This is a genomic window from Bradyrhizobium sp. 134 (assembly GCF_023074155.1).
Lineage (GTDB): Bacteria > Pseudomonadota > Alphaproteobacteria > Rhizobiales > Xanthobacteraceae > Bradyrhizobium.
Genome location: NZ_JADPKX010000087.1, coordinates 51864 through 75499, shown reverse-complemented (window position 1 = coordinate 75499; position 23636 = coordinate 51864). Strand labels below are relative to the sequence as shown.

The following is a 23636-nucleotide window of genomic DNA, read 5'->3' as shown; positions in this document are numbered from 1 at the left end:
GCCTCGAAGGATGGCGAGCCCGTGGCCCATCCTTCGAGGCGCGCCAGAGCGCGTACCTCAGGATGACGTCAGTGGGCGGGGAAAGAAGGTGCGTTGCAATGACCTCCATCGACGAAACAAAACAGTTCGTCCCGCTCAACATCGCGGTGCTCACCGTCTCGGACACGCGCGCGCTCGCGGATGATAAATCCGGCCAGACCTTGGCCGACCGTCTCCTTGCGGCTGGCCATCATCTCGCCGCGCGCGAGATCGTCACCGACGACGTCGAGGCGATCCGCGCCGTCATCCGCCGCTGGACTGCGGACGCAGGCGTCGACGTCGTCATCACCACCGGCGGCACCGGCTTCACCGGGCGCGACGTCACGCCGGAGGCGATCGAGCCCCTGTTCGAGAAGCGCATGGACGGTTTCTCGATCGCATTCCACATGCTGAGCCACGCCAAGATCGGCACGTCGACGATCCAGAGCCGCGCCACGGCCGGCGTCGCGGGCGCAACCTACATCTTCTGCCTCCCAGGTTCGCCCGGTGCCTGCCGCGACGGCTGGGACGGCATCCTCAAAGCCCAGCTCGACTACCGCACGCGTCCCTGCAATTTCGTCGAGATCATGCCGCGGCTGGACGAGCACCTGCGCCGGACGAAGGCGCGGGGCTCGACGGTGTAGTTGGACATTCCTTCTCCCCTCATGTCCGCCGAAGCTTTAGCGAAGGCGGATGTGGGGGAAGGTGGCATAGGCGGCCTTCTGCCGCCGTTCTTAAGGAACGCCGAAGCGAAGCTTCGGCTATGGTGCCGGATGAGGGGTCTCTGTCCATTTGCACAGATGCTTGCGGAGACAACCCCTCACCCAAGTGAGCTTGTGTTTACCAGCGTCGCTGCCCTCCCCCGCAAGGGGCGAGGGCACATATTATGCGCATCTCGCCCGCTGTTGAAGCGTCAGAGATCCCGCTCCCACATTTCCCCAATCAGATCCTGCCCGAAGCTGTGATGCGGCTCGGTCTTCACGAGGTTGAAGCCTGCACTTTGATAGATGCCCCGCGCGGCGACCAGGATGCTTTGCGTCCACAGCGTCATCTTGCTGTAGCCCCTCTCGCGTGCGCCCTGGATGCATCGCTCGACCAGCGCGCGGCCGACACCGAGTCCCCGCGCTTTCTTCTCCACCTGCAACAGGCGCAGCTTGGCAATCTCGTCCGTGGCCTTGACCAGAAAGATCGAGCCGACCGGCTCGCCATCCACTTCCGCAATCCAGCAGTGCTCGCGCGCGGCGTCATAGTTCTTGATGAACTGTGCGCAGATCTCGGCGACCAGGGCCTCGTAGCTGATATCCCAGTTGTAGTCGGCCGCATAGGCGGCGGCCTGTCGGGAGATGACCCAGCCCATGTCGCCGACGCGATGGCTGCGCAGCATGAAAGCCGCGGGCTGGTTTCGATGCTCCAGCACAGCTTCGATGGTCGCCATAGCCTGCGTGAGCCGCGTTGCATCGCTGGCCGAAAGCTGAGCCAGCATTGCGGCGACCTCGTTTTGCGAGCCCAGGTTCAGCTTGGCAAAGCTCTGGCGCCCCTTGGCAGTGAGGCTGAGCTGGTATTGCCTGCGATCCGCGGGCAGGGGCCTGCGGGTGATCAGCCCCTTTTCGTCGAAGCTCTGCACGATGCGGCTGAGATAGCCGGGGTCGAGGCCAAGCTCGTTGCCGATCTCCTTTGCGGCAAGGTCGTCCCGTTGTGCGAGCTCGTAGAGCACGCGGGCCTCGCTGAGCGAGAACGGGCTCTTGCCAAGGTGCTGGTCGAGCACGCCAAGCTTGCGGGTGTAGAAGCGGTTGAAGGCGCGAACCGCTGCGACGTGGTCCTCGGTACCGTTAATTGACATGGCTCACCTCGATACTTGCCATTGTCAAATAATTATTTGACTTTGGCAAGTATTGAAGTGCTTCAGCCGACCATGACGATCCGGCTGCGCAGCATGATCCGCGACGAGCGGCCGAGCCGCCGGAGCAACCGCGCCTCGGACCGGCGGGCTTGGGGCGGGTAGCCGCCGATGCGGTCGTAGTGATCACGCGCGATCAAAAGTCCCTGATCGCCGAAGGGACCGACGAGCTTGCGCATCAGAGCCCAGAGGATATCGCGGAAGCCGGCATCGGCGTAGGGTGAGCGGGCATAGCGGAAGACGGCCGCACGATCCCGGCCGCTGGTCGAGACGGACTGGATAAACTGAGCGGTTTCCTCGATCCAGCCGGTTTCCAGCACGGCGCCCGCAGGGAGGAACATCAGCCAGGACGAACGGGCCTGGAGTGCGCCGGCGGCAAGCGCGGCGCCCTGCGTGGATCCTTCGAAGCCGATGAAACGGCAGCCCGCGACGTCGGCAACGCGCTCGATGACCCCATTGCGGGTGCCATCGACGAGGAGCACTTCCCGGATGATGCCTGCGGCGGCACCGGGTACCAGCGCGGCCAGAGTTGCGACCGCCGTCTGCTCGACGCCTTCGGTCGGAATGATGACGCTCAGCATGATTGAGGCTTCAGTGTCCACACTTCGGGAGAAGCGTAGCTCATTATCAGGGCGTCATAAAACATGTGGCGCTGCCGAGTGCAACTTTCCGGCCACGCTTCGGTATACGATGGTAAACCGCCGCGGCTGTCGCATCCAAATTTGTCCCGTACGGGCCACGATATCGCCAATGTGTCGGCCCCAGCCTATCCTCTCCGTATTAATCCGGAGGTGAGCCGTAATATTGCGCGGCGGGCCGGCCGTTCGCAATCCCGCAAGAGGAAGGACGCGATAGCGGACGAGCGCGAGAGCGGGAAAAACGTGCAATCACGCTGCTGACGAGGTCTTCGAATGAACGCCGGTCAACCTGCTGTTCGTAGCACCGCCGCACAATGTCGTGCGATCATCAGTTCCTCATTCGTTGGAATGACGAAGACATCGGCTGCGCTATCGTCACCGCTAATGCGCTCGCGCGCCGCATCATTCGCAGCCGCATCGATGCGCACACCGAGCCAATCGAGACGCTCACCGATCGCTCTGCGGATTTCCCTGGCATGCTCGCCGATGCCGCCGGTGAAGACCAGGCAGTCCAGCCCGGCAAGCGTCGTCGCCATCGCCGCCACCTCCTGCGCGGCGCGGAAGGTGAAGAGCTCGACCGCCTCCCGTGCCGCAGCTTCGCTGCTCGCAAGCAGCGTCCGCATATCCGACGCGATGCAGGAGACGCCGAGCAGGCCCGATTCGTGGTAGAGCAGGTGCTGGACATCGTCGACCGACATCTTCTCGTGCTGTTGCAGATAGAGCAGCACGCCCGGGTCGATCCTGCCGCACCGCGTGCCCATCACCAGCCCGTCGAGCGGCGTCAGTCCCATCGTGGTGTCGATGCTGCGGCCGTCGCGCAAGCCGCACAGGCTCGCGCCATTGCCGAGATGCGCGATCACAGTGCGCTTCGCCACGAGCTGCGGCGCGATTCGGGCGAGCCGTCGCGCGACATATTCGAACGAGAGGCCATGAAATCCGTAGCGCCGGACTCCGCGCTCTTCATAACGTCGCGGAATGGCGAAGCGGCTGGCGGGCGGCGCAATGCCGTGGTGGAAAGCGGTGTCGAAGCAGGCGATCTGCGTCAGGTCGGGCCTGATCGCCCTTATGGCGCGGACCGGCGCCAGACACCGCGGCTGGTGCAGCGGCGCCAGCGGTGTCAACGCCTCCAGCTTTGCGGTGACATCGTCTGTCAGCTCGATCGGAGCGGAATAGTCCGGACCGCCATGGACGACGCGATGGCCGACGGCGCGCAAGCGATGGTCGCCGAAACGATCCTCGATGAAGCCGAGCATGTCGGCGAACAGATGATCGCTATCCGCATCCGATGCTTCCCTCCCTTGCTGGAACAGGTCTTCGCCCGCGGGGCTCTTCACGACGAGCCGCGGCTTCGTCTCGTGCTCGTCGAGCAGGCCCTTGCAGAGCGGGGTGGGCTCGGCCGCCGAGATCTCGAACAGGCCGAATTTGATGCTCGACGATCCCGAGTTGAGAACGAGAACGGTGTTCAACATGGCTGCTGTCAGTCGCCTGCCTCCGCCGGCGTGTTGCCGCCGGCGCTGTTCTGCCAGACCCATTCCTGGATTTCCGGCATGTCCTCGCCGTATTCGCGCACATAGCGCGAATGCTCGATCAGCTTGTCGCGGAATTGCTGCTTCACCTGCGCCGCTTTGGTCGCGAGCCCCGGCACGCGCTCGATCGCCTCGATCGCGAGGTGATAGCGGTCGAGCTCGTTGAGCACGACCATGTCGAACGGCGTCGTCGTGGTGCCTTCCTCGGCAAAGCCGCGCACGTGCATGCCGGCGTGGTTGGTGCGGTTATAGGTCAGCCGGTGGATCAGATAGGGATAGCCGTGATAGGCGAAGATCACCGGCTTGTCGCGCGTGAACAGGCCGTCGAAGTCGCGGTCGGACAAGCCGTGCGGGTGCTGTTCCCTGGGTTGCAGCGTCATGAGGTCGACGACGTTGACGACGCGGATCTTCAGCTCGGGCAGCGCCTTGCGCAGCAGGTCGACGGCGGCGAGCGTTTCCAGTGTCGGCACGTCGCCGGCGCAGGCCATCACGACATCGGGCTCGCCATTCGCGTCTTCCGTGCCGGCCCAGCTCCAGATGCCGATGCCGGCATCGCAGTGCGTGGCTGCCTCCTGCATCGACAGCCATTGCGGCGCCGGCTGCTTGCCGGCCACGATGACGTTGATGCGGTCATAGGTGCGCAGGCAGTGATCGGCGATCCACAGCAGCGTGTTGGCGTCCGGTGGGAAGTAAATGCGGACGATATCGGCCTTCTTGTTGGCGACGAGATCGACGAATCCGGGGTCCTGATGGCTGAAGCCGTTGTGGTCCTGGCGCCAGACATGCGATGTCAGCAGATAGTTGAGCGAGGCGATCGGGCGTCGCCACGGCAGATGCCGCGTCACTTTCAGCCATTTGGCATGCTGGTTGAACATGGAATCCACGATGTGGATGAACGCCTCGTAGCAGGAGAAGAAGCCGTGCCGGCCCGTGAGCAGGTAGCCCTCTAACCAGCCCTGGCAGAGATGTTCGCTCAGGACTTCCATCACGCGTCCGTCCTGGGCGAGATGCACGTCGTAAGGTTTTGTCGGCTCCATCCAAACGCGTTCGGTGGCCTCGAACACCGCATCGAGCCGGTTTGAGGCGGTTTCGTCCGGGCCCATGATGCGGAAGTTGCGGGCCTCGGCGTTGAGGCGGATGACGTCGCGCAGGAATTTGCCGAGCTCGCGGGTTGCCTCCGCCACGATGCCGCCCGGCTGAGGGACCTTGACGGCGAAGCTGCGGAAGTCCGGCAGCTTCAGCTCCTTCTTCAGAAGGCCGCCATTGGCGTGCGGATTGGCGCCCATGCGGCGATTGCCTTCGGGCGCGAGCGCCTGGAGCTCGGCAACGAGCGCGCCGTTCGCGTCGAATAGCTTTTCCGGCTCGTAGCTGCGCATCCAGTCTTCGAGAATCTTCAGATGCGCCGGGTTGTCGCGGCAGTTCGCGACCGGCACCTGATGTGCACGCCAAAAACCCTCGACCTTCTTGCCGTCGACTTCCTTGGGGCCGGTCCAGCCCTTCGGGCTGCGTAGCACGATCATCGGCCAGCGCGGGCGTTCGACGCTCTTGCGGCCGTCGCGGGCGTGCTGCTGGATCGACCGGATGCTGGCGAACGCGACGTCGAGCGCGTCCGCCATGGCCCGGTGCATCAATTTCGGATCGTCGCCCTCGACGAATAGCGGCTCGTGGCCGAGCCCGCGGAAGAGATCGCGGATCTCGTCGTCGCGCATCCGGCCGAGCACGGTTGGGTTGGCAATCTTGTAACCGTTGAGATGCAGGATCGGCAGCACCGCGCCGTCATGGGCAGGATTGAGGAACTTGTTGGAGTGCCAGGACGCCGCGAGCGGGCCAGTCTCGGCCTCGCCGTCTCCGACGACACAGGCGACGATCAGGTCGGGATTGTCGAATGCCGCGCCATAGGCATGCACCAGCGCGTAACCGAGCTCACCGCCTTCGTGAATCGAGCCCGGCGTCTCCGGCGCCGCGTGACTCGGGATGCCGCCGGGGAAGGAGAATTGCCTGAACAGTTTGCGCAACCCGTCGGTATCGCGCGAGATATCGGGATAGATCTCGCTGTAGCTGCCTTCGAGATAGGTGTTGGCGACCATGCCGGGGCCGCCGTGGCCGGGACCGCACACATAGATCACGCTCAGGTCCAGCGCGCGGATGACGCGGTTGAGATGGGCATAAATGAAGTTCAAACCGGGCGTCGTGCCCCAATGGCCGAGCAAACGCGGCTTGATGTGCTCGGGCCGTAACGGCTCGCGCAGCAGCGGATTGTCGAGCAGGTAAATCTGCCCGACGGAGAGATAGTTCGCGGCGCGCCAATAGCGGTCGAGCAGATTGAGGTCGCTGCTCGCTGCGGCCAATTGTTGTTGATTTGTCATGTTCCTGCCGAACTTCACCCGGGATCGTCACCAACCGAGTTCCGGCTAGATCGATCCTTCGGCAGCATCAAACGAGATCGCCGTGACGCCACTGTTGCGTGAGGTCAAAAGCAGGCGCGCGAAGTTTGGGCAACTCTACTGTGCATGGGGTTGTTTTCACGTTTTTGGTTTGTGTTCTTGATTTGTTCCTTCGACGTGCTATCTTGGCTTCATGAGTCCAGCATCCTCTCATGCTCTCAAGCACCCGCCGGTCACGGCGCCCTCCGAGCCGGCGGGTGCGCCTTCTGACTTCCCTGAGCTGGCGGTCGCCATCGACCGCCAGCGCAGGCGAGGCCGGGGCGCGCAGTCCAACGCCAGCGGCCGCTTTGAGGCCGAGGCGCGCGTCGCATTCGACGATGGCTGGCAGAGCCTTGACGAACTGCCTCCGTTCAAGACCACGGTCGGGATCGACGCCTCGCGCAAGGTGATCACCCGCAACGAATCTCCCGACATCGGCTTCGACCGTTCGATCAATCCCTACCGCGGCTGCGAGCACGGCTGCGTCTATTGCTTCGCGCGGCCGACGCATGCCTATCTCGGCCTGTCGCCGGGGCTCGACTTCGAGTCGAAGCTGTTCGTGAAGCCCGAGGCGCCGGCGCTGCTCGAGAAGGAGCTTGCGGCGCCGGGCTACGAGCCGCGGATGATCGCGATCGGCACCAACACCGATCCCTATCAGCCGATCGAGCGCGAGCGCAAAATCATGCGCGGCATTCTGGAGGTGCTGGAGCGCGCCGGCCATCCCGTCGGGATCGTCACCAAGTCGGCGCTGGTGACCCGCGACATCGACATTCTCGCGCGCATGGCCAAACGCAACCTCGCCAAGGTCGGCATCTCCGTGACCTCGCTCGATCCGAAGCTGGCGCGCACCATGGAGCCGCGGGCGTCCACGCCGCCGAAGCGGCTGGAGGCGCTGAAGCAGCTTTCCGAGGCCGGCATTCCGACCACCGTCATGGTCGCGCCCGTGATTCCCGCGCTGAACGATTCCGAGATCGAACGCATCCTGGATGCTGCCGCCCATGCCGGCGTCAAGGAAGCCTCCTACGTGCTGCTGCGGTTGCCACTCGAGGTGCGCGATCTCTTTCGTGAATGGCTGATGGCGAACTATCCGGACCGCTATCGCCACGTCTTCACGCTGATCCGCGACATGCGCGGCGGCCGCGACTACGACGCGAAATGGGGCGAGCGCATGAAGGGCACCGGCCCGATGGCCTGGACCATCGGTCGCCGCTTCGAGATCGCCTGCGACAGGCTGGGGCTGAACAAGCGGCGCTCCAAGCTGACGACGGATCATTTTGCCAAGCCGAAGCGGAACGGCGATCAGCTCAGCCTGTTCTGAGGGACAAAGTGGGAGAGGCGTCGCATGAGTAAGGAACTGCCAGCTCCGATCCCGCGACTTACCGTCATCACGCTGGGCGTGAACGGCATCCGCGCCAGTATTGCCTTTTACGACGCGCTTGGTTTCTCGCGCCGGCTCAAGGTGACCGGCGAGGCCGTGGCGTTCTATGACACCGGCGGTCCGGTGCTGGCGCGATTTCCCTGGGATCAGCTCGCGGCCGACGCCAAATTGCCGGATCAGCCGAGGCCATCGACGTTTCGCGGCATGACGCTCGCATGGAACTGCCGCGCGCGTGAGGAGGTGAACGCAGTGCTGGCCTTCGCCGTCAGCAAGGGCGCCGCGCTGCTGAAGGCCGCGCATGAGACCGACTACGGCGGTTATTCCGGCTATTTCGCCGATCCTGACGGCCATCCCTGGGAAGTCGTGGTCGCGCCCGGCATCGAAGTCGGCGAGGACCGACGGGTGCATCTGGCGGAATAGGGCGACTGACTTGAATAACGGGAATTGTCCGAGGTTCCCGGTTGCGCAGGCCATGCCGCTTGCGCACGATCCCGGCCATGATTCGGGATCAATCCGCCAAGAAGCCGGCCAAAGGCGCGCCCAAGAAGGTTGCGCCTGAGAACAAGAAGGCTGCGCCGAAAATCGCCAAGGCGCTGGCCGGCACCAAGAGCGCCATCATCGTTGCCCCAAGCTTCCGCCGCGAGCGCGCGCTGATCAAGCGCGGCGTCTGGCCGGTGGCGGGCTGCGATGAGGCCGGCCGCGGGCCGTTGGCCGGTCCGGTGGTGGCGGCGGCGGTGATTCTCGATCCCGACCGCATCCCGCGCGGCATCGACGATTCCAAGCGCCTGACCGCCGAGGAGCGCGAAAGGCTGTTCGACAAGATCTGCGCCACCGCCCAGGTCTCCGTGGCCGTCGCCTCCCGCGCCCGCATCGACCGCGACAACATCCTGCGCGCTTCGCTGTGGGCGCTGAAGCGCGCCGTCGTGGCGCTGCCCGAGCAGCCCCGGCACGTCTTCGTCGACGGCCGCGACCGGCTCGACACGGCATGCGATTGCGAGGCCGTGATCGGCGGTGACGGCATCGTCCTGTCGATCGCAGCGGCCTCGATCGTCGCCAAGGTGACGCGGGACCGCCTGATGTGCGCGCTGGCTCAGGACTGCCCCGGGTACGGTTTCGAGCAGCATAAGGGCTACGCCGTGCCCGAGCACCTCGATGCGCTCAACCGCCTCGGCCCCACCGTCCACCACCGCAGCTTCTTCGCCCCCGTCGCCGCCGCACGCGCCAAGCACATGCCGTGGACGGTCGAGCCGGCGCAGGATCTGTTTGCGGTGACCGAGATCGAGCTGCAGGTGGACACGAGCTCGGAAATCGACGCGTCGGCAAATCTCTAGACGAGACTCGGTTGCCACGACGCGTCGCGCCCTCTATCAAAATAGTCGTGAGCGAATAGGGCCGGCTTCACGGGTTGGCTGCATCTTTCGGACGTTGCATGCGGTTTACCTCCCTGGTCATCGAGCTCATTCGCGCGCGGCCGCGGCTGATCGTCTGGATCGCCGTGCTGCTCCAGGCCGCGATGTGGCTGTTCGTGGCGCTGGTGTTTTATCGCAGCCCGCCCGGCAGCCTCGCGACTCTGCTGGCCTTCGGCCGCGAATACCAGGTCGGCACTGATTTGGGCCCGCCCTTGCCGGTCTGGCTCGCCGACATCGCCTATCGCGCTGCCGGCGGCCACGTGTTCGGCGTCTACGTCCTGGCGGAGCTCTGTGGGGTCGCGACCTTCATCGCGCTCTATCATCTGTCCCGCGCGGTGGTCGGCGCCCAGCAGGCAGTGCTTGCCGTGCTGCTGACCATGACGCTGCTGGCCTTCTCCTCGCCCGTACTCGACTTCGGCCCGCTGGTGCTGGCGCGGCCGCTCTGGGCACTGCTGCTGCTGCATTCCTGGCAGATCATCGGACAGCGCCGCGGCAACGCCTGGTTTGCCTGGTCGATCGAGGCGGGCCTCCTGCTGCTGACGACGCCGGCTGCGATCTTCCTGCTGCTGCTGATCGTCGTCTTCGCGCTCGCAACCGCGGATGGCCGCCGCACGCTACGCGCATTCGACCCGCTGTTTGCGCTCGTGGTGGTCGCCGTGCTGGCATTGCCCTATGCCGTCTGGCTGATGCGCGCCGAGGCGTTCGTCCTGCCGGCCTTGCCGCAGGTTGCCGAACTCAATGCCCGCGCGCTGCACGCGGCCTGGCTGCTCGGAGGGCTCCTGCTCGGCGCGGCGGCGATCCCGGCGCTGACCGTGCTCAACACCGGCCTGTTCGTTCCCAAGAGCGAGGAGGCGCCGATCATCTACCGCCCGTCGGTCGAGCCGCTCGCGCGCAATTTCGTCTGCTTCTTCGCGCTGGCGCCGGCGCTTGGCGCGGTGCTGATCTCGGGCCTGCTTGGCCTCGACGCCGTCGTGGGCGGCGCCGGCGTCGTGCTGGTGTTGTCGGGGCTCGCCGTGGTCGTGGGGGCCGGCGATCTCATCGCGATGCGCCGCGCGAGGATGCTGCGGATGGTCTGGGCGGCCGCCGTCATCGCGCCCGCAATCGGCGTCGTGCTCGCCGTCCTGCTCCTGCCGTGGACCGGTGCCAACGAGATCGCGACGTCGATGCCGGCGCGCGCGATTTCGGACTTCTTCGACGAGAGCTTTGCCCGCCGCACCAATCATCGCCTGCGCGCGGTCGCCGGCGAGACCCAGCTTGCGAGCTTGATCACGCTGCATTCCGGCCGGCCGCATCTGTTCATCGATGCCCAGCCCTCACGCACGCCCTGGATCAATCAGGCCAAATTCAGCGAGACCGGCGGCGTCGTGGTCTGGCGTGCCTCCGACACCGCGGGCACCCCGCCGCCGAACATTCTCGCGCGCTTTCCCGGCATCGTGCCGGAAGTGCCGCGCGCCTTCGAATGGCTGGTGACCGGCCGTCAGCAACTGCTGCGCATCGGCTGGGCCATCGTGCGGCCGAAGGGCACTTAGTCGCTCGCTCTTTCCGTCGTCATTGCGAGGAGCCCTTGCGACGAAGCAATCCAGGGTCGCTCCGCGGAAAGATTCTGGATCGCTTCGCTGCGCTCGCAATGACGGGGAGAGGTCGTACGCCTCCTCACGCGCCCGCCAGCACCTTCGCGATCGCGCGCAGATCCTGCCAAGCGAGCCGCTTGTACGACGGCGAGCGCAACAGATAGGCGGGGTGGAAGGTCGGCAGCGCGCGAATGGTGCGCCCGCCCGTCTCGTAATCGAACCAGCGGCCGCGGGTGCGCATGATGCCTTCGCGGGTCGACAGCAGCGTCTGCGTCGAGGGATTGCCGAGCGTCACCAGCACATCCGGATTCACCAGCTCGATCTGGCGCTGGATGAAGGGCAGGCAGATTTGCGTCTCCTGCGGCGTCGGCGTGCGGTTGCCGGGCGGGCGCCAGGGAATCACGTTGGCGATGTATGCGGTGGTGCGGTTGAGGCCTATGGCTCCGATCATCAAGTCGAGCAGCTTGCCGCTGCGCCCGACGAAGGGCAGCCCCTCGATGTCCTCGTCGCGGCCCGGTGCCTCGCCGACGAACATGATGCGCGCCTGCGGATTACCGTCGGCGAAAACCAACCGTGTCGCCGTGTGCTTCAGCGCGCAGCCGTCAAAGCTTTGCATCAACTCGCGCAGCGCCTCCAAGGTCGGCGCGGTGCGTGCGGCCTCGCGCGCCGAGGCGATCGCGATGTCGGGCGCGGGGGCCGCCTCGCCGCGCAACACTGCCGGGGCGGCGGCCGGCCGTGGGGCCTCGACCGGAGGTGGCGCGCGCGGGGCCGGAGGTGGAACATCCAATTCCGCCAAGCGGTCGATCGGTTCCTCCGCGAGCGTGCAATCGACTCCGGCCTCCAGATAGAAGGCGAGAAGCTCTCGGACCGTGGGTGCGGGTTCTGGGATCATCGGAAAGTCTGACTATTAGTCCAGTTTGGGGCGCCTTGCACCCCGGCGAAACGCATTTCCGAGGTTGTCCTACCCGGAAAAATCGGAAACAAGAGGGCGCAATCGACCAAGGACCGTCTCAAGGGCTGAGATCAGATGAGCACCGAAGAACTTCCCGCGCGCGAATCCATGGAATTCGACGTCGTCATCGTCGGCGCAGGCCCCTCGGGCCTGGCTGCGGCGATCCGGCTGAAGCAGATCAATGCCGATCTCAACGTCGTCGTGGTGGAGAAGGGCTCCGAGGTCGGTGCGCATATTCTCTCCGGCGCCGTGATCGACCCGGCCGGGCTCGACAAGCTGATGCCGGACTGGCGCGAGGATTCCGATTGTCCTCTGAAGACCCAGGTGAAGGACGACCGCTTCTACTGGATGACGGGCGGCGGCGCGATTAGGCTGCCTAACTTCATCATGCCGCCGCTGATGGACAATCATCACTGCTATATCGGCTCGCTTGGCAATTTCTGCCGGTGGCTGGCACGCAAAGCGGAAGCGCTAGGCGTCGAGATTTATCCGGGCTTTGCCGCGGCCGAGGTGCTCTATGACGAGCAGGGCGCGGTGAAGGGCATTGCCACGGGCGACATGGGCATCGGCCGGGACGGCAAACCGAAGGACTCCTTTACCCGTGGCATGGAATTGCTCGGCAAGTACACGCTGTTCGCGGAAGGCGCGCGCGGCAGCCTGACCAAACAGCTCATCGCGAAGTTCGCGCTGGATACCAAGAGCGAGCCGGCGAAATTCGGCATCGGGCTCAAGGAAGTCTGGCAGATCGATCCCGCCAAGCACCAGAAGGGCATGATCCAGCATTCGTTTGGCTGGCCGCTCGATCTGAAGACCGGCGGTGGCTCGTTCCTCTATCACTACGACGACAACCTCGTTGCCGTCGGCTTCGTCGTGCATCTCAACTACGATGACCCGTATCTGTCACCGTTCGACGAGTTCCAGCGTTTCAAGACCCATCCGTCAATCCGCTCCACCTTCGAAGGTGCCAAGCGGCTCGCCTATGGCGCGCGCGCCATCACCGAGGGCGGCTATCAGTCGGTCCCGAAACTCAGCTTCCCCGGCGGCGCCCTGATCGGCTGCGCGGCCGGCTTCGTCAACGTTCCCCGGATCAAGGGCGTGCACAACGCGATGGGCACGGGCATGCTCGCCGCCGAGCACGTTGCGTCCGCCATTGCCGCCGATCGCGCCAATGACGAGATCGTCGACTACGAGAACGCCTGGCGCTCCTCCTCGGTCGGCAAGGATTTGTTCCTGGTCCGCAACGTCAAGCCGTTGTGGTCGAAGTTCGGCACGGTCCTCGGCGTTGCGCTCGGCGGCTTCGACATGTGGTGCAACACGCTGTTCGGCGGTTCGCTGTTCGGCACCCAGTCGCACGCGAAGCCCGATCGCGCGACGCTCGATCCGGCCAAGACCCACGCGCCGAGGACCTACCCGAAGCCGGACGGCAAGATTTCCTTCGACAAGCTCTCGTCGGTGTTCCTGTCCAATACCAATCATGAGGAGGACCAGCCGGTCCATCTCAAGGTCACGGACATGAACCTCCAGAAGACCTCCGAGCATGACGTGTTTGCAGGTCCGTCGAATCGCTATTGCCCGGCCGGCGTCTATGAGTGGATCGAGGAAGGTTCGGGTCCGCGCTTCCAGATCAACGCCCAGAACTGCGTCCACTGCAAAACCTGCGACGTGAAGGACCCCAACGGCAATATCACCTGGGTTCCCCCGGAGGGCGGCGGCGGTCCGAACTACGAGGCGATGTAGGCGGGGTCAGCAAGCCACGGGCTAGTGCGACGAATATTACGTGACCTTGGCCCTGTGACGCACGTTCGCGTGAGAACCCGGCCGCGGTCCCGCTCCGTGGTCACGATAAGGCCATACTGGCGGCGTCTTGGGGCGCTCTTGACCGGTCACTTGACCGATTTGGGGCGCGCGGAGGGGATCGTCCGGCCCGAATCCTTGCGGTGAAGCGCCAAAAGCGGCATTGTTGGCCCGACGGTTCCGGGTCCCCATGCCACCGGCCGCGTTCGCATGCGATACGGCCTTCTTCAGACCCAGGCACTACCAACTCAAGGCGAGCCCTGATGTTTTCAAATCGTTTCAACCGCTGGACTGTTGCCGCCATCGCCCTCATGGGCACAGCGATCGCGACGGTCCCCGGCAGGGTCCTGGCGCAGACGCCGGATCATCCGTCCGACACGGCGGCGCAGTTTCCGACCCGAAACGATCTGAAGGCGCTGACCACTTCCGGCAGCTATCTCGCCGCCCGCCACGCCAGCGTCGAGCGCGATGCGGCCTCCGCCGCCGCGTTCTATCGCTCGGCCCTGCGCACCGATCCCAAGAACAACGAGCTGCTCGACCGCGCCTTCATCTCCTCGGTTGCCGACGGTGACATCGACGAAGCCGTCAAGCTCGCCGAGCGCATCCTGACCATCGACAAGACCAACCGCGTTGCACGCCTCGTCGTCGGCGTGCACGATCTCAAGTTCAAGAAGTACGCGACGGCGCAGACCAACATCAACCAGTCGATCCGCGGTCCGATCACCGATCTCGTCGCCACGCTGCTGTCGGGCTGGGCCGCCTATGGCGCGGGCGATGCCAAGGGCGGCGTCGCCACCATCGACAAGCTGGCCGGTCCGGAATGGTATCCGCTGTTCAAGGATCTCCATGCCGGCATGATCCTCGAGCTCGCCGGCAAGGAGAAGGACGCTGGCACTCGGTTCGAGCGTGCCTACAAGCTCGACGATTCCATGTTGCGTGTCACCGAGGCCTATGCGCGCTGGCTGTCGCGTAACAAGGACTCGGCCGCCGCGACCACGGTCTACCAGGCTTTCGACAAGAAGCTCGCCCGCCATCCGCTGATCGTGGAAGGATTGCGCGACACCAAGGCCGGCAAGAAGATGCCGCCGCTGGTCGATAGCGCGCAAGCCGGCGCCGCCGAAGCGCTCTACGGCATCGGCGCCACACTGACCCGCCGCGGCGGCGAGGATCTGGCGCTGGTCTATCTCCAGCTCTCACTCTACCTCCAGCCCACCCATCCCCTGGCGCTGCTCTCGCTCGCCGATCTCTATGAATCGGTGAAGCGGCCGCAGATGGCGATCAAGGTCTACGAGCGCGTGCCGGCGTCCTCGCCGCTCAAGCGCAACGCCCAGATTCAGCTCGCCATCGATCTGGATTCCGCCGACCGCACCGACGAGGCGATCAAGATCCTCAAGGGCGTCACCACTGAGGATTCCAAGGATCTCGAAGCCATCATGGCGCTCGGCAACATCGAGCGCGGCCGCAAGAAGTTTGGCGAATGCGGCGCGACCTATTCGCAAGGCGTCGACGTGCTGCCGGCCGGCAACGACAAGGCCAACAGCGTCTGGTATTATTATCGCGGCATCTGCGAGGAGCGCTCCAAGCAGTGGGGCAAGGCCGAAGCCGACATGAAGAAGGCGCTCGAGCTGCAGCCCGACCAGCCCCACGTCCTCAACTATCTCGGCTATTCCTGGATCGACCAGGGCATCAATCTCGACGAAGGCATGAAGATGATCAAGCGGGCGGTCGAGCAGCGCCCGGATGACGGCTACATCGTCGACTCCCTTGGCTGGGCCTATTACCGCATCGGCAATTACGAGGACGCGGTGAAGAACCTCGAGCGCGCCATCGACCTCAAGCCCGAGGATCCCACCATCAACGATCACCTCGGCGACGCCTATTGGCGTGTCGGCCGCACGCTGGAAGCCAAGTTCCAGTGGGCGCACGCCCGCGATCTCAAGCCCGAAGCGGATGAGCTTCCGAAGATCGAGGCCAAGATTGCAAACGGAATGACCGACGACAATTCGAACTCCTCGGCTGCGCAGGCGGAGAAGGAGAAGAAGAAGGACGACGGCAAGGGCGGCTGAGCGAGTTGAAGTTGGGGGCGTGTCGTCTATGCCGGCGTTGATTGAAGAAGGGCGCGCGAAGGTCAATCTGAGCCTTCGCGTGGTAGGCCGTCGTGCCGACGGCTATCATGATCTCGAAAGCGTGGTCGCGTTTGCCGACTGCGCCGACCGGCTCACGCTGGAGCCCGGCGACGAGCTGAAGCTCACCACGACGGGGCCGCTCGCGGCGGCCTGCGGCGATATGGCCGACAATCTCGTGTTCAAGGCGGCCAAGCTCCTGGCCGAAGCCGTCCCGAACCTGAAGCTGGGCGCCTTCGCGCTCGACAAGGTGCTCCCGGTCGCCGCCGGCATCGGCGGCGGCTCGGCCGACGCCGCGGCGGCGCTGCGGTTGCTGGCGCGTCTCAACGATCTGTCGCTCGACGACGCCCGCCTCCAGAAGGTTGCGCTTGCGACCGGTGCCGACGTGCCGGTGTGTCTGTTCTCGCGCGCCTGTGACATGACCGGTGTCGGCGAACAGCTGCTGCCGCTGGCGTTGCCGAGCATGCCCTGCGTGATGGTCAACCCGCGCGTGCCGGTCGCGACCAAGGATGTGTTTCAGGCGCTGGGCCTGCGCAACGGCGAACTCCTGGTCGGCGCCACGTCCGTCTTCGACGGTCCGGCCTGGCCGGGCGAGGGCGCCTCCATTGCCGATTGGGTCGACACGCTCGAGACCGTCGCCAACGATCTCGAAGCCCCCGCGATGCGCATCGAGCCTGTCATCGGCGACGTGCTGGAAGCCTTGCGTGGCTCCGCCGGCGTCAAGCTCGCCCGCATGTCCGGCTCGGGTGCGACGTGTTTTGCGATCTATGGCGCATTTGCCGAGGCGCATGCCGCCGCCGAGAAGATCCGCAGGGATCATTCGGGTTGGTGGGTGCACGCGGGGACGCTGAGCTAGGCCAGCCCGAGAAACCGCCGGATCTCGCCCAACACTTCTTGCGGCTTGTCATGTTGCAGCCAGTGTCCGGCGCCGGCGATGGTCTCGACACGCGCCTGCGGAAAGTAGCGCTCCAGGCCCGCGGCCCTCGCGCCAGCCAGAAAGCTTTCGCCGGCATTCAAGAGCAGCGTCGGACAGGTGATGCGCGACCACAGCGCGATGTGATCGTCCGGCCAGAGCCGGTGCGGCGCAGAGGCGCGCTGGTAGGGATCGAACTTCCAGCTATAGGTGCCGTCCTCGTTCTGCCGCGCGCCGTGGGTGGCGAGATGCAGCGCGAGGTCGCGGGACAGCCGCTTGTTGTGAAGCACCATCTGCGCCGCGGCGTCTTCGAGGGTCGAATAGCGGCGCGGTGCGCGGTCGTGCAGCTTGTCGAGCTGACCGACCCATTTGCCGATCCGCTCATGTACCGGCGGCTTTGGTGTATCCGGCAACATCGTCACGCCGTCGAGCACGACTAGCTTCGAGACCTGTTCGGGGAATGCTCCTGTAAAGATCAGGCTGACCATGCCGCCCATGGAATGGCCGATGAGAGTGACTTGAGGGGCCGCGACGGCACGGACGAGCTGGGCGAGATCGTACACATACTCCGTCAGCGCGTAGCTGCCGCCTTTGGTCCAGTCGGAATCGCCGTGCCCGCGCAGGTCGGGTGCGAGCACGTGAAAATGCGGCTGCAGCGACCGGGCGATGACGTCCCAGCTCCGGCAGTGATCGCGCCCGCCATGGACCAGGATGGCGACGGGCGCGCCATCGTTGCCCCAGTCGGCATAGTGCAGCCGCAGGCCGTGAGACTCGTAGATGCGGCTTTGCGGGGCGAGCATGGTGGCGCTATCCATTCACCGGCCGCCGCGCCAGCGCCAGCGACAGCCCGAGCCCTGCGATGAAGACGCCGGAACCCTGGGTGAGACGCCGCATCAGCTGCGGCCTTCCGATCAACTGCGTGCGTGTCGCGGAGGCCATCAGCACCACCACGATGTCGGCGAGCGTGTTCAGCGTCACCGAAATCGCACCCAGCATGATGAATTGCAGCGTCGGGTTCGATCCCGCCGGGTCGAGGAACTGCGGAATGAAGGCGAGAAAGAAGGCGGCGGTCTTCGGGTTCAGCGCCTCGACCAGCACGCCGTCGCGAAAGGCTTGCTTGTCGCCGATGGGCTCGCTGTCGAATGACAGCGCGCGGCTGGCGCCGCGAAAAGTCCTGATGCCGAGCCAGACCAGATAGAGCGCGCCGACAAATTTCACGGCGGCAAACAGCTCGGCGCTGGCAAGGATGATCGCAGAGATGCCGAGGCTGCCTGCGATCACATGAACTAGCCCGCCGAGCGCGGTGCCCGCGGTCGATGCAAAACCGCTGGCGCGCCCTTCCGACAGGGTCCGTGCCGCCACGTAGAAAATGCCGGGGCCGGGAACGGCGGCGATGAGACAAGCTGCGGCCAGGAACAGCCAGAAATTCGTGTTGATCATCCTGCTTTGGTAGCGATGCTTGCCGCGATTGCAAGGCCCGTCGTTTGCAAGGACCGTCGTTCAGCCCATCCGGCGGAAGATCACGCTGGCATTCACTCCGCCGAAGCCGAATCCGTTCGAGATCGCGTGCTGCATCGGCATCGGGCGCGCCACACCGGCGACGATGTCGATGCCGTCCGCGCCCGGATCAGGGTTCTCGAGGTTGAGGGTCGGCGGCGCGATCTGGTCGCGCAGGGCGAGCACGGTGAAGATGGCCTCGAGCCCTCCGGCGGCGCCGAGCAGATGGCCGGTGGCCGATTTGGTCGCGCTCACGGCGATGCCGCGGTGACGACCGAACAGCGCGGCAATCGCGCCAAGCTCGCTCTCGTCGCCGGCCGGCGTTGAAGTTGCATGCGCGTTCAGATGCTGCAAATCGGCAGGCGCAAGCTTCGCCTGCCGGAGCGCGATCTCCATGGCGCGCCGGGCGCCGTCGCCGTCAGGCGGACCCGATGTCATGTGATAGGCGTCGGCAGTCGTGCCGTATCCGACGATCTCCGCGATCGGCGTCGCGCCGCGCGCCAATGCATGCTCCAGCTCCTCGATCACCAGGATGCCGGCGCCTTCGCCCATGACAAAACCGTCGCGGTCGCGATCGAACGGGCGCGAGGCGCGCGCGTCATTGAACGCGCTCGATAGTGCGCGGGCCGCGGCAAAGCCGCCGAGGCTGACGATGTCGATGCAGGCTTCCGCACCGCCGCAGATCGCCACATCAGCCTCGCCCGCGCGGATCATGCGCGCGGCATCGCCGATCGCCTGAACGCCGGCGGCGCACGCCGTGACCGGTGTGCCCAGCGCTCCCTTGTAGCCGTATTTGATCGAGACGTGGCCGGCCGCGAGATTGGCGAGGAAGGAGGGGATCGTGAACGGCGACAGCCGGCGCGGGCCGCGTTGTTCGGTGATGCGCACCGCTTCCGCCATCGCCGGAAAGCCGCCGACGCCGGAGGCGATGATCGTCGCAGTCCTCTCCAAAGCCGCCGCGTCCTGCGGCGTCCAGCCGGCCTGCGCAACCGCCTCTGCGGTGGCGAGCAGCGCGAACAGGATGAAGCGATCCATCTTGCGCTGGTCTTTCGGCGCGGCGGCCTGCGCGGGATCGAAGCCGCCGTCCACGTCATCGGCCTTGTCGGGCACGAGGCCGGCAATGCGTGCGGGCAGCGCCTGCGACCATTCCGGCAGCGGGCGCAGCCCGCTTTGACCGGCCAGCAGCCGGCGCCAGGACAGCTCGACACCGCAGCCAAGCGGCGACACCGCGCCTATTCCCGTCACGACGATACGACGCATGTCAGTCTCCAGCCGGCGCGACGGCCGGGTTCATGGCTTTGAGCGAGGTCAGCCGTTTGCGCATGACACGGCTGGCGCGGGGACCGGCGATGATGACCGCATTGGTGAGCGTGATCGGCTGCATGTCGGCGGCATCGACCACGACCGGATTGAATGGACGACGATCGTGCCGGTTCGCGAGCAGGATCGCTTCGCCCTTCGGTGCGAGATGCTTGTTGCCCCAGGCGAGCAGGGTTGCGACCACGGGGAAGAAGTCCCGCGCCTTGTCCGTCAGCACATATTCATAGCGCGGCGGCCGTTCATTGTAGCGGCGGCGGACGAACATGCCGCTTTCGGTGAGATGGGCCAACCGTCGCGACAGGATGTTCGGCGCGATCCCGAGGCTTTGCGAAAACTCGTCGAACTTCGTTGCGCCCTGGAAGGCATCCCGCAGGATCAAGATGCTCCACCATTCGCCGACCGTCTCCACGGCGCGGCCGACGGGACATTCCTGGATGGAGGCGAATTTGGGCTGCATGGTTCGAAAATAGGCATGTAACTTTCAAAATGCAAGTAACAAGGGGCAACTTCCCCGCACGGGAGGACGAGGTGCGGGACTGCAAAACTATCTCTGCGATCCGGATGCGAGTTGGCGAGCGACGCCGGCGCTCCTTGCTCCGTCATTGCGAGCGGAGCGAAGCAATCTAGAGTCCCTCTGCGAAAAGATTCTAGATTGCTTCGCTGCGTTCGCAGTGACGCTGTTGATGCAGTGGTGGCGCTACCTCAACGATGTCGTCCCGGCGAAGGCCGGGACCCATAGCAACGACTGTTGTTGTGGTGCACGATCGTTGCCACAGACGCTAAGACAACGCTGATCGGGGTAATGGGTCCCGGCCTTCGCCGGGACGGCACTGAGGGTGTGGCTACCAGCAAGCGATAAGGATGCAAGTAGCTAATGAGACCGTGCCAGACAGAACGCCACGACCTGCTCCAGCGCGCTCTTCATCGGCGAGGACGGGAATAGCGCCAGCGCGTCCACCGCCATGGCGCCGTAGTGCTGGGCGCGGCTGCGCGTGTCTTCGAGCGCACGATGCTTGTTCATCAACCCGATGGCGTGGTCGAGGTCGGTGTCGCCGATCTCGCCGCGCTCGAGCGCGCGGATCCAGAAGGCGCGCTCGGTGTCGTTGCCGCGGCGGAAGGCGAGCACGACGGGCAGCGTGATCTTGCCCTCGCGGAAATCGTCGCCGGTGTTCTTGCCGAGCTTGGCGCTCTTGCCGCCATAGTCGAGCACGTCGTCGACGAGCTGGAAGGCGATGCCGAGATTCATGCCGACCGAGCGACAGGCGGTCTGCTCTGCCTTCGGGCGGTTGGCGATCACGGGTCCGACCTCGCAAGCGGCCGCGAACAGCTCGGCGGTCTTGCCGCGGATCACGGCGAGATATTCGTCCTCGGTGGTCGCGGTGTTCTTGGCGGCGGCAAGCTGCATCACCTCGCCCTCGGCGATGGTGGCGGCGGCGGCGGAGAGAATGTCGAGCGCGCGGAGCGAGCCGACCTCGACCATCATGCGGAAAGCCTGGCCGAGCAGGAAGTCGCCGACCAGCACGCTCGCCTCATTGCCCCAGAGCATCCGTGCCGACAGCTTGCCGCGGCGCATCTCGCTTTCGTCGACGACGTCGTCATGGAGCAGGGTGGCGGTATGCATGAACTCGACGCTGGCGGCGAGCTTGATATGGCCGTCACCGGTGTAGCCGGCGAGGTTGGCCATGGCCAGCGTCAGCATCGGCCGCAGGCGCTTGCCCCCGGAGGAGATCAAATGGTTGGCGACCTCCGGGATCATGGTCACGTCCGAACCGGTCCGCGACAGGATCGTGGCGTTGACGCGCTCCATGTCACCGGCGACAAGGGCAACCAGCTCTTCGATCGACGCGCCGGGAGATTCGAAAGGTACGATGACGGCCACGCCGGTCTCCAATATTTGCCCCGGAAGGGCTATTCTGATGGAAAGACAATAGAAACTGGACGGGGATGCGGCAAGGGCCGTGGAACCATTGACATTTGGCGCTTAATCCCCGTCAGGCAGGAGGCCTGTGTTTTGCGAGAACTGGTTCGGACCAACGATATGGTGCTGGTGTCGGCGATCGGCGCGCTGCTCGACGGCGCCAACATCCATCATCTGGTGCTCGACCAGAACATGAGCATCATCGAGGGCTCGCTCGGCATTTTGCCGCGGCGGATCCTGGTCCATGAGGACGACGCCCTCGAAGCCCGGCAGCTTCTGACCGAGGCCGGCCTCAGCCACGAACTGCGCGGCGATGAGTGAAGCACTGGCAGACCTCACCGAGGACGCCTTTCTCGGCGGGCAATTGCGGCTGAAGCAGAAGCGGTCCGGCCATCGCGCGGGGCACGACGCCATTCTGCTCGCGGCGGCGACGGAGGCGAGCGCGGGCGACCGCGTCGTCGATCTCGGCGCCGGCATCGGCACGGCCGGGCTTGCGTTGGCGCGGCGCGTTGCCGGGATCAGGCTCGGCCTGGTCGAGATCGATCCCCAGCTGGCGGAGCTTGCGCGCGCCAATGCGGCAGCGAATGCGATTGCCGCCGAGACGATCGTGCTCGACGTCACCGCGGACGCGCAGGCCTTCGCGGCCAGCGGGCTCGCGCCGGACAGCGTCGACGTGGTGCTGACGAACCCGCCCTTCAACGATTCCGCTCGCCATCGCGGCTCGCCCGATCAGGCGCGCCAGATCGCGCATGTGGCGACGGATAAGACGCTGAATGCCTGGGTGCATGCGGCGCGGCGCATCCTCCGCTCGCATGGCGCGCTGACATTGATTTGGCGCGCAGATGGGATCGCGGAGGTTTTGGCGGCACTGTCTCGCGGCTTCGGCAGTCTCGCGATTCTGCCGGTTCACGGTGAAGCCGGGCGGCCCGCGATCCGCGTGCTGGTGCGCGCGGTCAAGGGCGGGAGGGCCCCGGCACGATTGTTGCCGGGCCTCGTGCTCAACGAGGAATCACGCGTGCCTAAAAAAGAGGTGATGGATATTCTGGAGGGAAGGGCGGCTCTACCCCTGGTGGAGCCGTGCTGAGCTATTGCGGAAGCGATTCCGACTGCTGCTCTTGCGGAGTCGTCAGGCGGATCGCCATGAACAGCGCACCGATCAGCAGCATCAGCAGATAGATTTTCATGGTGTTCTCCGCTGGCCCATTGCAGCCTCTCAACGGGGTTTCTGCAAAACACGTTCCGGGCCCTTCCAATGACAGTCGCGTGATAAGAAATAGTTAATCAGAGGTAACGGCATGGCCGAACAATTGAACGATCGTGAGAGTTCCGGCTTGGCCGACAAGCTCATGCAATATCTGCCGGCGCGCTTCCGTCCCGGCACGGCCGTGGTGCCGGTGGTGCGGCTGTCCGGTGTGATCGGTGCAGTGACGCCGCTGCGCCCGGGCATGACGCTCGCGACCGTTTCGCGGGTGCTGGAGCGGGCGTTTTCGACGCGCAACGCCAAGGCGGTGGCGCTGGTGATCAATTCGCCCGGCGGCTCGCCGGTGCAGTCGCGCCAGATCTACCTGCGCATCAAGCAGCTCGCGGCGGAGAAGAAGCTGCCGGTGCTGGTGTTCGTCGAGGACGTCGCGGCCTCCGGCGGCTACATGATCGCCTGCGCCGGCGACGAGATCATCTGCGATCCGTCCTCGATCCTCGGTTCGATCGGCGTGGTCGGCGGCAGCTTTGGTTTCCAGGAGGCGATCAAGCGGCTCGGCATCGAGCGGCGCCTCTACACCGCCGGCGCGCACAAGGCGATGCTCGACCCGTTTCTCCCTGAAAACCCCGACGACGTCGCCAAGCTGAAGGCGCTCCAGCGCGAGATCCACCAGATCTTCATCGCGCTGGTGAAGGAAAGCCGCGGCGCGCGGTTGAAGGGCTCCGACGACACCCTGTTCACGGGCGAATACTGGGCCGGCGAGAGTTCGATCGCGCTCGGGCTCGCCGACAGCATCGGCGATCTCCGCTCAACTCTTCGTGCCCGCTTTGGCGAGAAGGTTCTCACCCCCGTGATTGCCCAGCCGACCGGTCTGCTCTCCGGCCTTTTGGGTCGGAAATCGCCCGGCGCGGGGCAGCTTTCGGCCATGGAATCAATGACCAGCCTGCCGGACGAGCTGATCTCCGCGGTCGAGACGCGGGCGATTTGGGCGAAATTCGGATTCTAGACGGAGCCCTGCCGCGCCATTTGGCCCCAAGGAGACTTGAAGCCGTGCCAATTGC

At 65.2% G+C, this 23636-nt stretch carries 21 protein-coding genes; 11 read left to right on the top strand and 10 right to left on the bottom strand.

Features of this window, described 5'->3' with window-relative positions; genetic code table 11:
- Positions 1-98 precede the first annotated feature (98 nt).
- On the top strand, positions 99-662 hold the full coding sequence (gene moaB, locus IVA75_RS39355; protein WP_247291221.1) for a molybdenum cofactor biosynthesis protein B: 564 nt from the start codon (positions 99-101) through the stop codon (positions 660-662).
- Between the two features lie 269 nt (positions 663-931).
- Here the strand turns inward: moaB and IVA75_RS39350 are convergent, their stop codons facing one another.
- The 4 genes from IVA75_RS39350 to IVA75_RS39335 all read right to left on the bottom strand — a co-directional run bounded on the left by IVA75_RS39350 (position 932) and on the right by IVA75_RS39335 (position 6445).
- The gene (locus tag IVA75_RS39350; RefSeq protein ID WP_247291215.1) at positions 932-1858 is read right to left on the bottom strand and encodes a helix-turn-helix domain-containing GNAT family N-acetyltransferase; all 927 of its coding nucleotides are present in this window, start codon (positions 1856-1858) and stop codon (positions 932-934) included.
- Between the two features lie 62 nt (positions 1859-1920).
- Positions 1921-2496 (bottom strand): glycosyl transferase, encoded by a 576-nt coding sequence (locus IVA75_RS39345; protein ID WP_247291212.1) that lies wholly within the window; start codon positions 2494-2496, stop codon positions 1921-1923.
- A gap of 341 nt (positions 2497-2837) precedes the next feature.
- Positions 2838-4022, bottom strand: a complete 1185-nt coding sequence (locus IVA75_RS39340) for an acetate/propionate family kinase (RefSeq protein ID WP_247291210.1) — start codon at positions 4020-4022, stop codon at positions 2838-2840.
- Positions 4023-4030: 8 nt separating this feature from the next.
- On the bottom strand, positions 4031-6445 hold the full coding sequence (locus tag IVA75_RS39335; protein ID WP_247291208.1) for a phosphoketolase family protein: 2415 nt from the start codon (positions 6443-6445) through the stop codon (positions 4031-4033).
- A gap of 211 nt (positions 6446-6656) precedes the next feature.
- Between IVA75_RS39335 and IVA75_RS39330 the strand changes: the two genes are divergently transcribed.
- The 4 genes from IVA75_RS39330 (at position 6657) to IVA75_RS39315 (ending at position 10818) form a co-directional block, all read left to right on the top strand.
- Positions 6657-7820, top strand: a complete 1164-nt coding sequence (locus tag IVA75_RS39330; RefSeq protein WP_247291206.1) for a PA0069 family radical SAM protein — start codon at positions 6657-6659, stop codon at positions 7818-7820.
- Positions 7821-7844: 24 nt separating this feature from the next.
- Positions 7845-8300: a VOC family protein gene (locus tag IVA75_RS39325; protein ID WP_247291204.1), complete on the top strand. Its 456-nt coding sequence runs from the start codon at positions 7845-7847 to the stop codon at positions 8298-8300.
- 77 nt (positions 8301-8377) lie between these two features.
- Entirely contained in the window at positions 8378-9211 is an 834-nt protein-coding gene (locus IVA75_RS39320; protein ID WP_247291201.1) for a ribonuclease HII, read from the top strand.
- A 98-nt stretch (positions 9212-9309) separates the two neighbouring features.
- Positions 9310-10818, top strand: a complete 1509-nt coding sequence (locus IVA75_RS39315; protein ID WP_247291199.1) for a glycosyltransferase family 39 protein — start codon at positions 9310-9312, stop codon at positions 10816-10818.
- Positions 10819-10942: 124 nt separating this feature from the next.
- Here IVA75_RS39315 and IVA75_RS39310 read toward each other — a convergent pair whose 3' ends face one another.
- On the bottom strand, positions 10943-11752 hold the full coding sequence (locus IVA75_RS39310; RefSeq protein ID WP_027568605.1) for a uracil-DNA glycosylase: 810 nt from the start codon (positions 11750-11752) through the stop codon (positions 10943-10945).
- 135 nt (positions 11753-11887) lie between these two features.
- On the opposite strand from IVA75_RS39310, the gene IVA75_RS39305 reads away from it, so the two are divergent.
- The 3 genes from IVA75_RS39305 (at position 11888) to IVA75_RS39295 (ending at position 16585) form a co-directional block, all read left to right on the top strand.
- Positions 11888-13549 carry an electron transfer flavoprotein-ubiquinone oxidoreductase gene (locus IVA75_RS39305; protein WP_247291197.1) on the top strand — a complete coding sequence of 554 codons (1662 nt, stop codon included), beginning with the start codon at positions 11888-11890 and terminating at the stop codon, positions 13547-13549.
- Positions 13550-13869: 320 nt separating this feature from the next.
- Positions 13870-15672 (top strand): tetratricopeptide repeat protein, encoded by a 1803-nt coding sequence (locus IVA75_RS39300; RefSeq protein WP_027568607.1) that lies wholly within the window; start codon positions 13870-13872, stop codon positions 15670-15672.
- Positions 15673-15700: 28 nt separating this feature from the next.
- Positions 15701-16585, top strand: a complete 885-nt coding sequence (locus IVA75_RS39295; protein WP_247291194.1) for a 4-(cytidine 5'-diphospho)-2-C-methyl-D-erythritol kinase — start codon at positions 15701-15703, stop codon at positions 16583-16585.
- Here the strand turns inward: IVA75_RS39295 and IVA75_RS39290 are convergent.
- From IVA75_RS39290 to IVA75_RS39270, 5 genes are all read right to left on the bottom strand, one after another.
- Positions 16582-17442, bottom strand: coding sequence for an alpha/beta hydrolase (locus tag IVA75_RS39290; protein ID WP_247291430.1), 861 nt, complete (start codon positions 17440-17442; stop codon positions 16582-16584). The genes IVA75_RS39295 and IVA75_RS39290 overlap by 4 nt on opposite strands.
- Before the next feature lie 7 nt (positions 17443-17449).
- Entirely contained in the window at positions 17450-18082 is a 633-nt protein-coding gene (locus tag IVA75_RS39285) for a LysE family translocator (RefSeq protein WP_027568610.1), read from the bottom strand.
- 60 nt (positions 18083-18142) lie between these two features.
- Positions 18143-19399: a beta-ketoacyl-ACP synthase II gene (gene fabF, locus IVA75_RS39280; RefSeq protein WP_247291192.1), complete on the bottom strand. Its 1257-nt coding sequence runs from the start codon at positions 19397-19399 to the stop codon at positions 18143-18145.
- A gap of 1 nt (position 19400) precedes the next feature.
- The gene (locus IVA75_RS39275; RefSeq protein ID WP_247291190.1) at positions 19401-19916 is read right to left on the bottom strand and encodes a helix-turn-helix domain-containing protein; all 516 of its coding nucleotides are present in this window, start codon (positions 19914-19916) and stop codon (positions 19401-19403) included.
- Between the two features lie 414 nt (positions 19917-20330).
- Entirely contained in the window at positions 20331-21338 is a 1008-nt protein-coding gene (locus tag IVA75_RS39270; protein ID WP_247291188.1) for a polyprenyl synthetase family protein, read from the bottom strand.
- A 132-nt stretch (positions 21339-21470) separates the two neighbouring features.
- On the opposite strand from IVA75_RS39270, the gene IVA75_RS39265 reads away from it, so the two are divergent.
- From IVA75_RS39265 to IVA75_RS39255, 3 genes are all read left to right on the top strand, one after another.
- Positions 21471-21698 (top strand): DUF2007 domain-containing protein, encoded by a 228-nt coding sequence (locus IVA75_RS39265; protein ID WP_007594964.1) that lies wholly within the window; start codon positions 21471-21473, stop codon positions 21696-21698.
- Positions 21691-22461: a methyltransferase gene (locus IVA75_RS39260; protein WP_247291186.1), complete on the top strand. Its 771-nt coding sequence runs from the start codon at positions 21691-21693 to the stop codon at positions 22459-22461. Before IVA75_RS39265 ends, IVA75_RS39260 begins: the two co-directional genes overlap by 8 nt.
- 211 nt (positions 22462-22672) lie before the next feature.
- Positions 22673-23581, top strand: a complete 909-nt coding sequence (locus tag IVA75_RS39255; RefSeq protein WP_247291184.1) for a S49 family peptidase — start codon at positions 22673-22675, stop codon at positions 23579-23581.
- Positions 23582-23636 lie beyond the last annotated feature (55 nt).

Bases quoted from the DNA above. Each gene is read 5' to 3' on its own strand.
- IVA75_RS39350 (WP_247291215.1), bottom strand. From the start codon at position 1,858: ATGTCAATTAACGGTACCGAGGACCACGTCGCAGCGGTTCGCGCCTTC.
- IVA75_RS39340 (WP_247291210.1), bottom strand. From the start codon at position 4,022: ATGTTGAACACCGTTCTCGTTCTCAACTCGGGATCGTCGAGCATCAAA.
- IVA75_RS39310 (WP_027568605.1), bottom strand. From the start codon at position 11,752: ATGATCCCAGAACCCGCACCCACGGTCCGAGAGCTTCTCGCCTTCTAT.
- IVA75_RS39335 (WP_247291208.1), bottom strand. From the start codon at position 6,445: ATGACAAATCAACAACAATTGGCCGCAGCGAGCAGCGACCTCAATCTG.
- IVA75_RS39325 (WP_247291204.1), top strand. From the start codon at position 7,845: ATGAGTAAGGAACTGCCAGCTCCGATCCCGCGACTTACCGTCATCACG.
- fabF (WP_247291192.1), bottom strand. From the start codon at position 19,399: ATGCGTCGTATCGTCGTGACGGGAATAGGCGCGGTGTCGCCGCTTGGC.
- IVA75_RS39285 (WP_027568610.1), bottom strand. From the start codon at position 18,082: ATGATCAACACGAATTTCTGGCTGTTCCTGGCCGCAGCTTGTCTCATC.
- IVA75_RS39260 (WP_247291186.1), top strand. From the start codon at position 21,691: ATGAGTGAAGCACTGGCAGACCTCACCGAGGACGCCTTTCTCGGCGGG.
- IVA75_RS39345 (WP_247291212.1), bottom strand. From the start codon at position 2,496: ATGCTGAGCGTCATCATTCCGACCGAAGGCGTCGAGCAGACGGCGGTC.
- IVA75_RS39300 (WP_027568607.1), top strand. From the start codon at position 13,870: ATGTTTTCAAATCGTTTCAACCGCTGGACTGTTGCCGCCATCGCCCTC.
- IVA75_RS39315 (WP_247291199.1), top strand. From the start codon at position 9,310: ATGCGGTTTACCTCCCTGGTCATCGAGCTCATTCGCGCGCGGCCGCGG.
- IVA75_RS39290 (WP_247291430.1), bottom strand. From the start codon at position 17,442: ATGCTCGCCCCGCAAAGCCGCATCTACGAGTCTCACGGCCTGCGGCTG.
- IVA75_RS39320 (WP_247291201.1), top strand. From the start codon at position 8,378: ATGATTCGGGATCAATCCGCCAAGAAGCCGGCCAAAGGCGCGCCCAAG.
- IVA75_RS39330 (WP_247291206.1), top strand. From the start codon at position 6,657: ATGAGTCCAGCATCCTCTCATGCTCTCAAGCACCCGCCGGTCACGGCG.
- IVA75_RS39275 (WP_247291190.1), bottom strand. From the start codon at position 19,916: ATGCAGCCCAAATTCGCCTCCATCCAGGAATGTCCCGTCGGCCGCGCC.
- IVA75_RS39295 (WP_247291194.1), top strand. From the start codon at position 15,701: ATGCCGGCGTTGATTGAAGAAGGGCGCGCGAAGGTCAATCTGAGCCTT.
- IVA75_RS39305 (WP_247291197.1), top strand. From the start codon at position 11,888: ATGAGCACCGAAGAACTTCCCGCGCGCGAATCCATGGAATTCGACGTC.
- moaB (WP_247291221.1), top strand. From the start codon at position 99: ATGACCTCCATCGACGAAACAAAACAGTTCGTCCCGCTCAACATCGCG.
- IVA75_RS39255 (WP_247291184.1), top strand. From the start codon at position 22,673: ATGGCCGAACAATTGAACGATCGTGAGAGTTCCGGCTTGGCCGACAAG.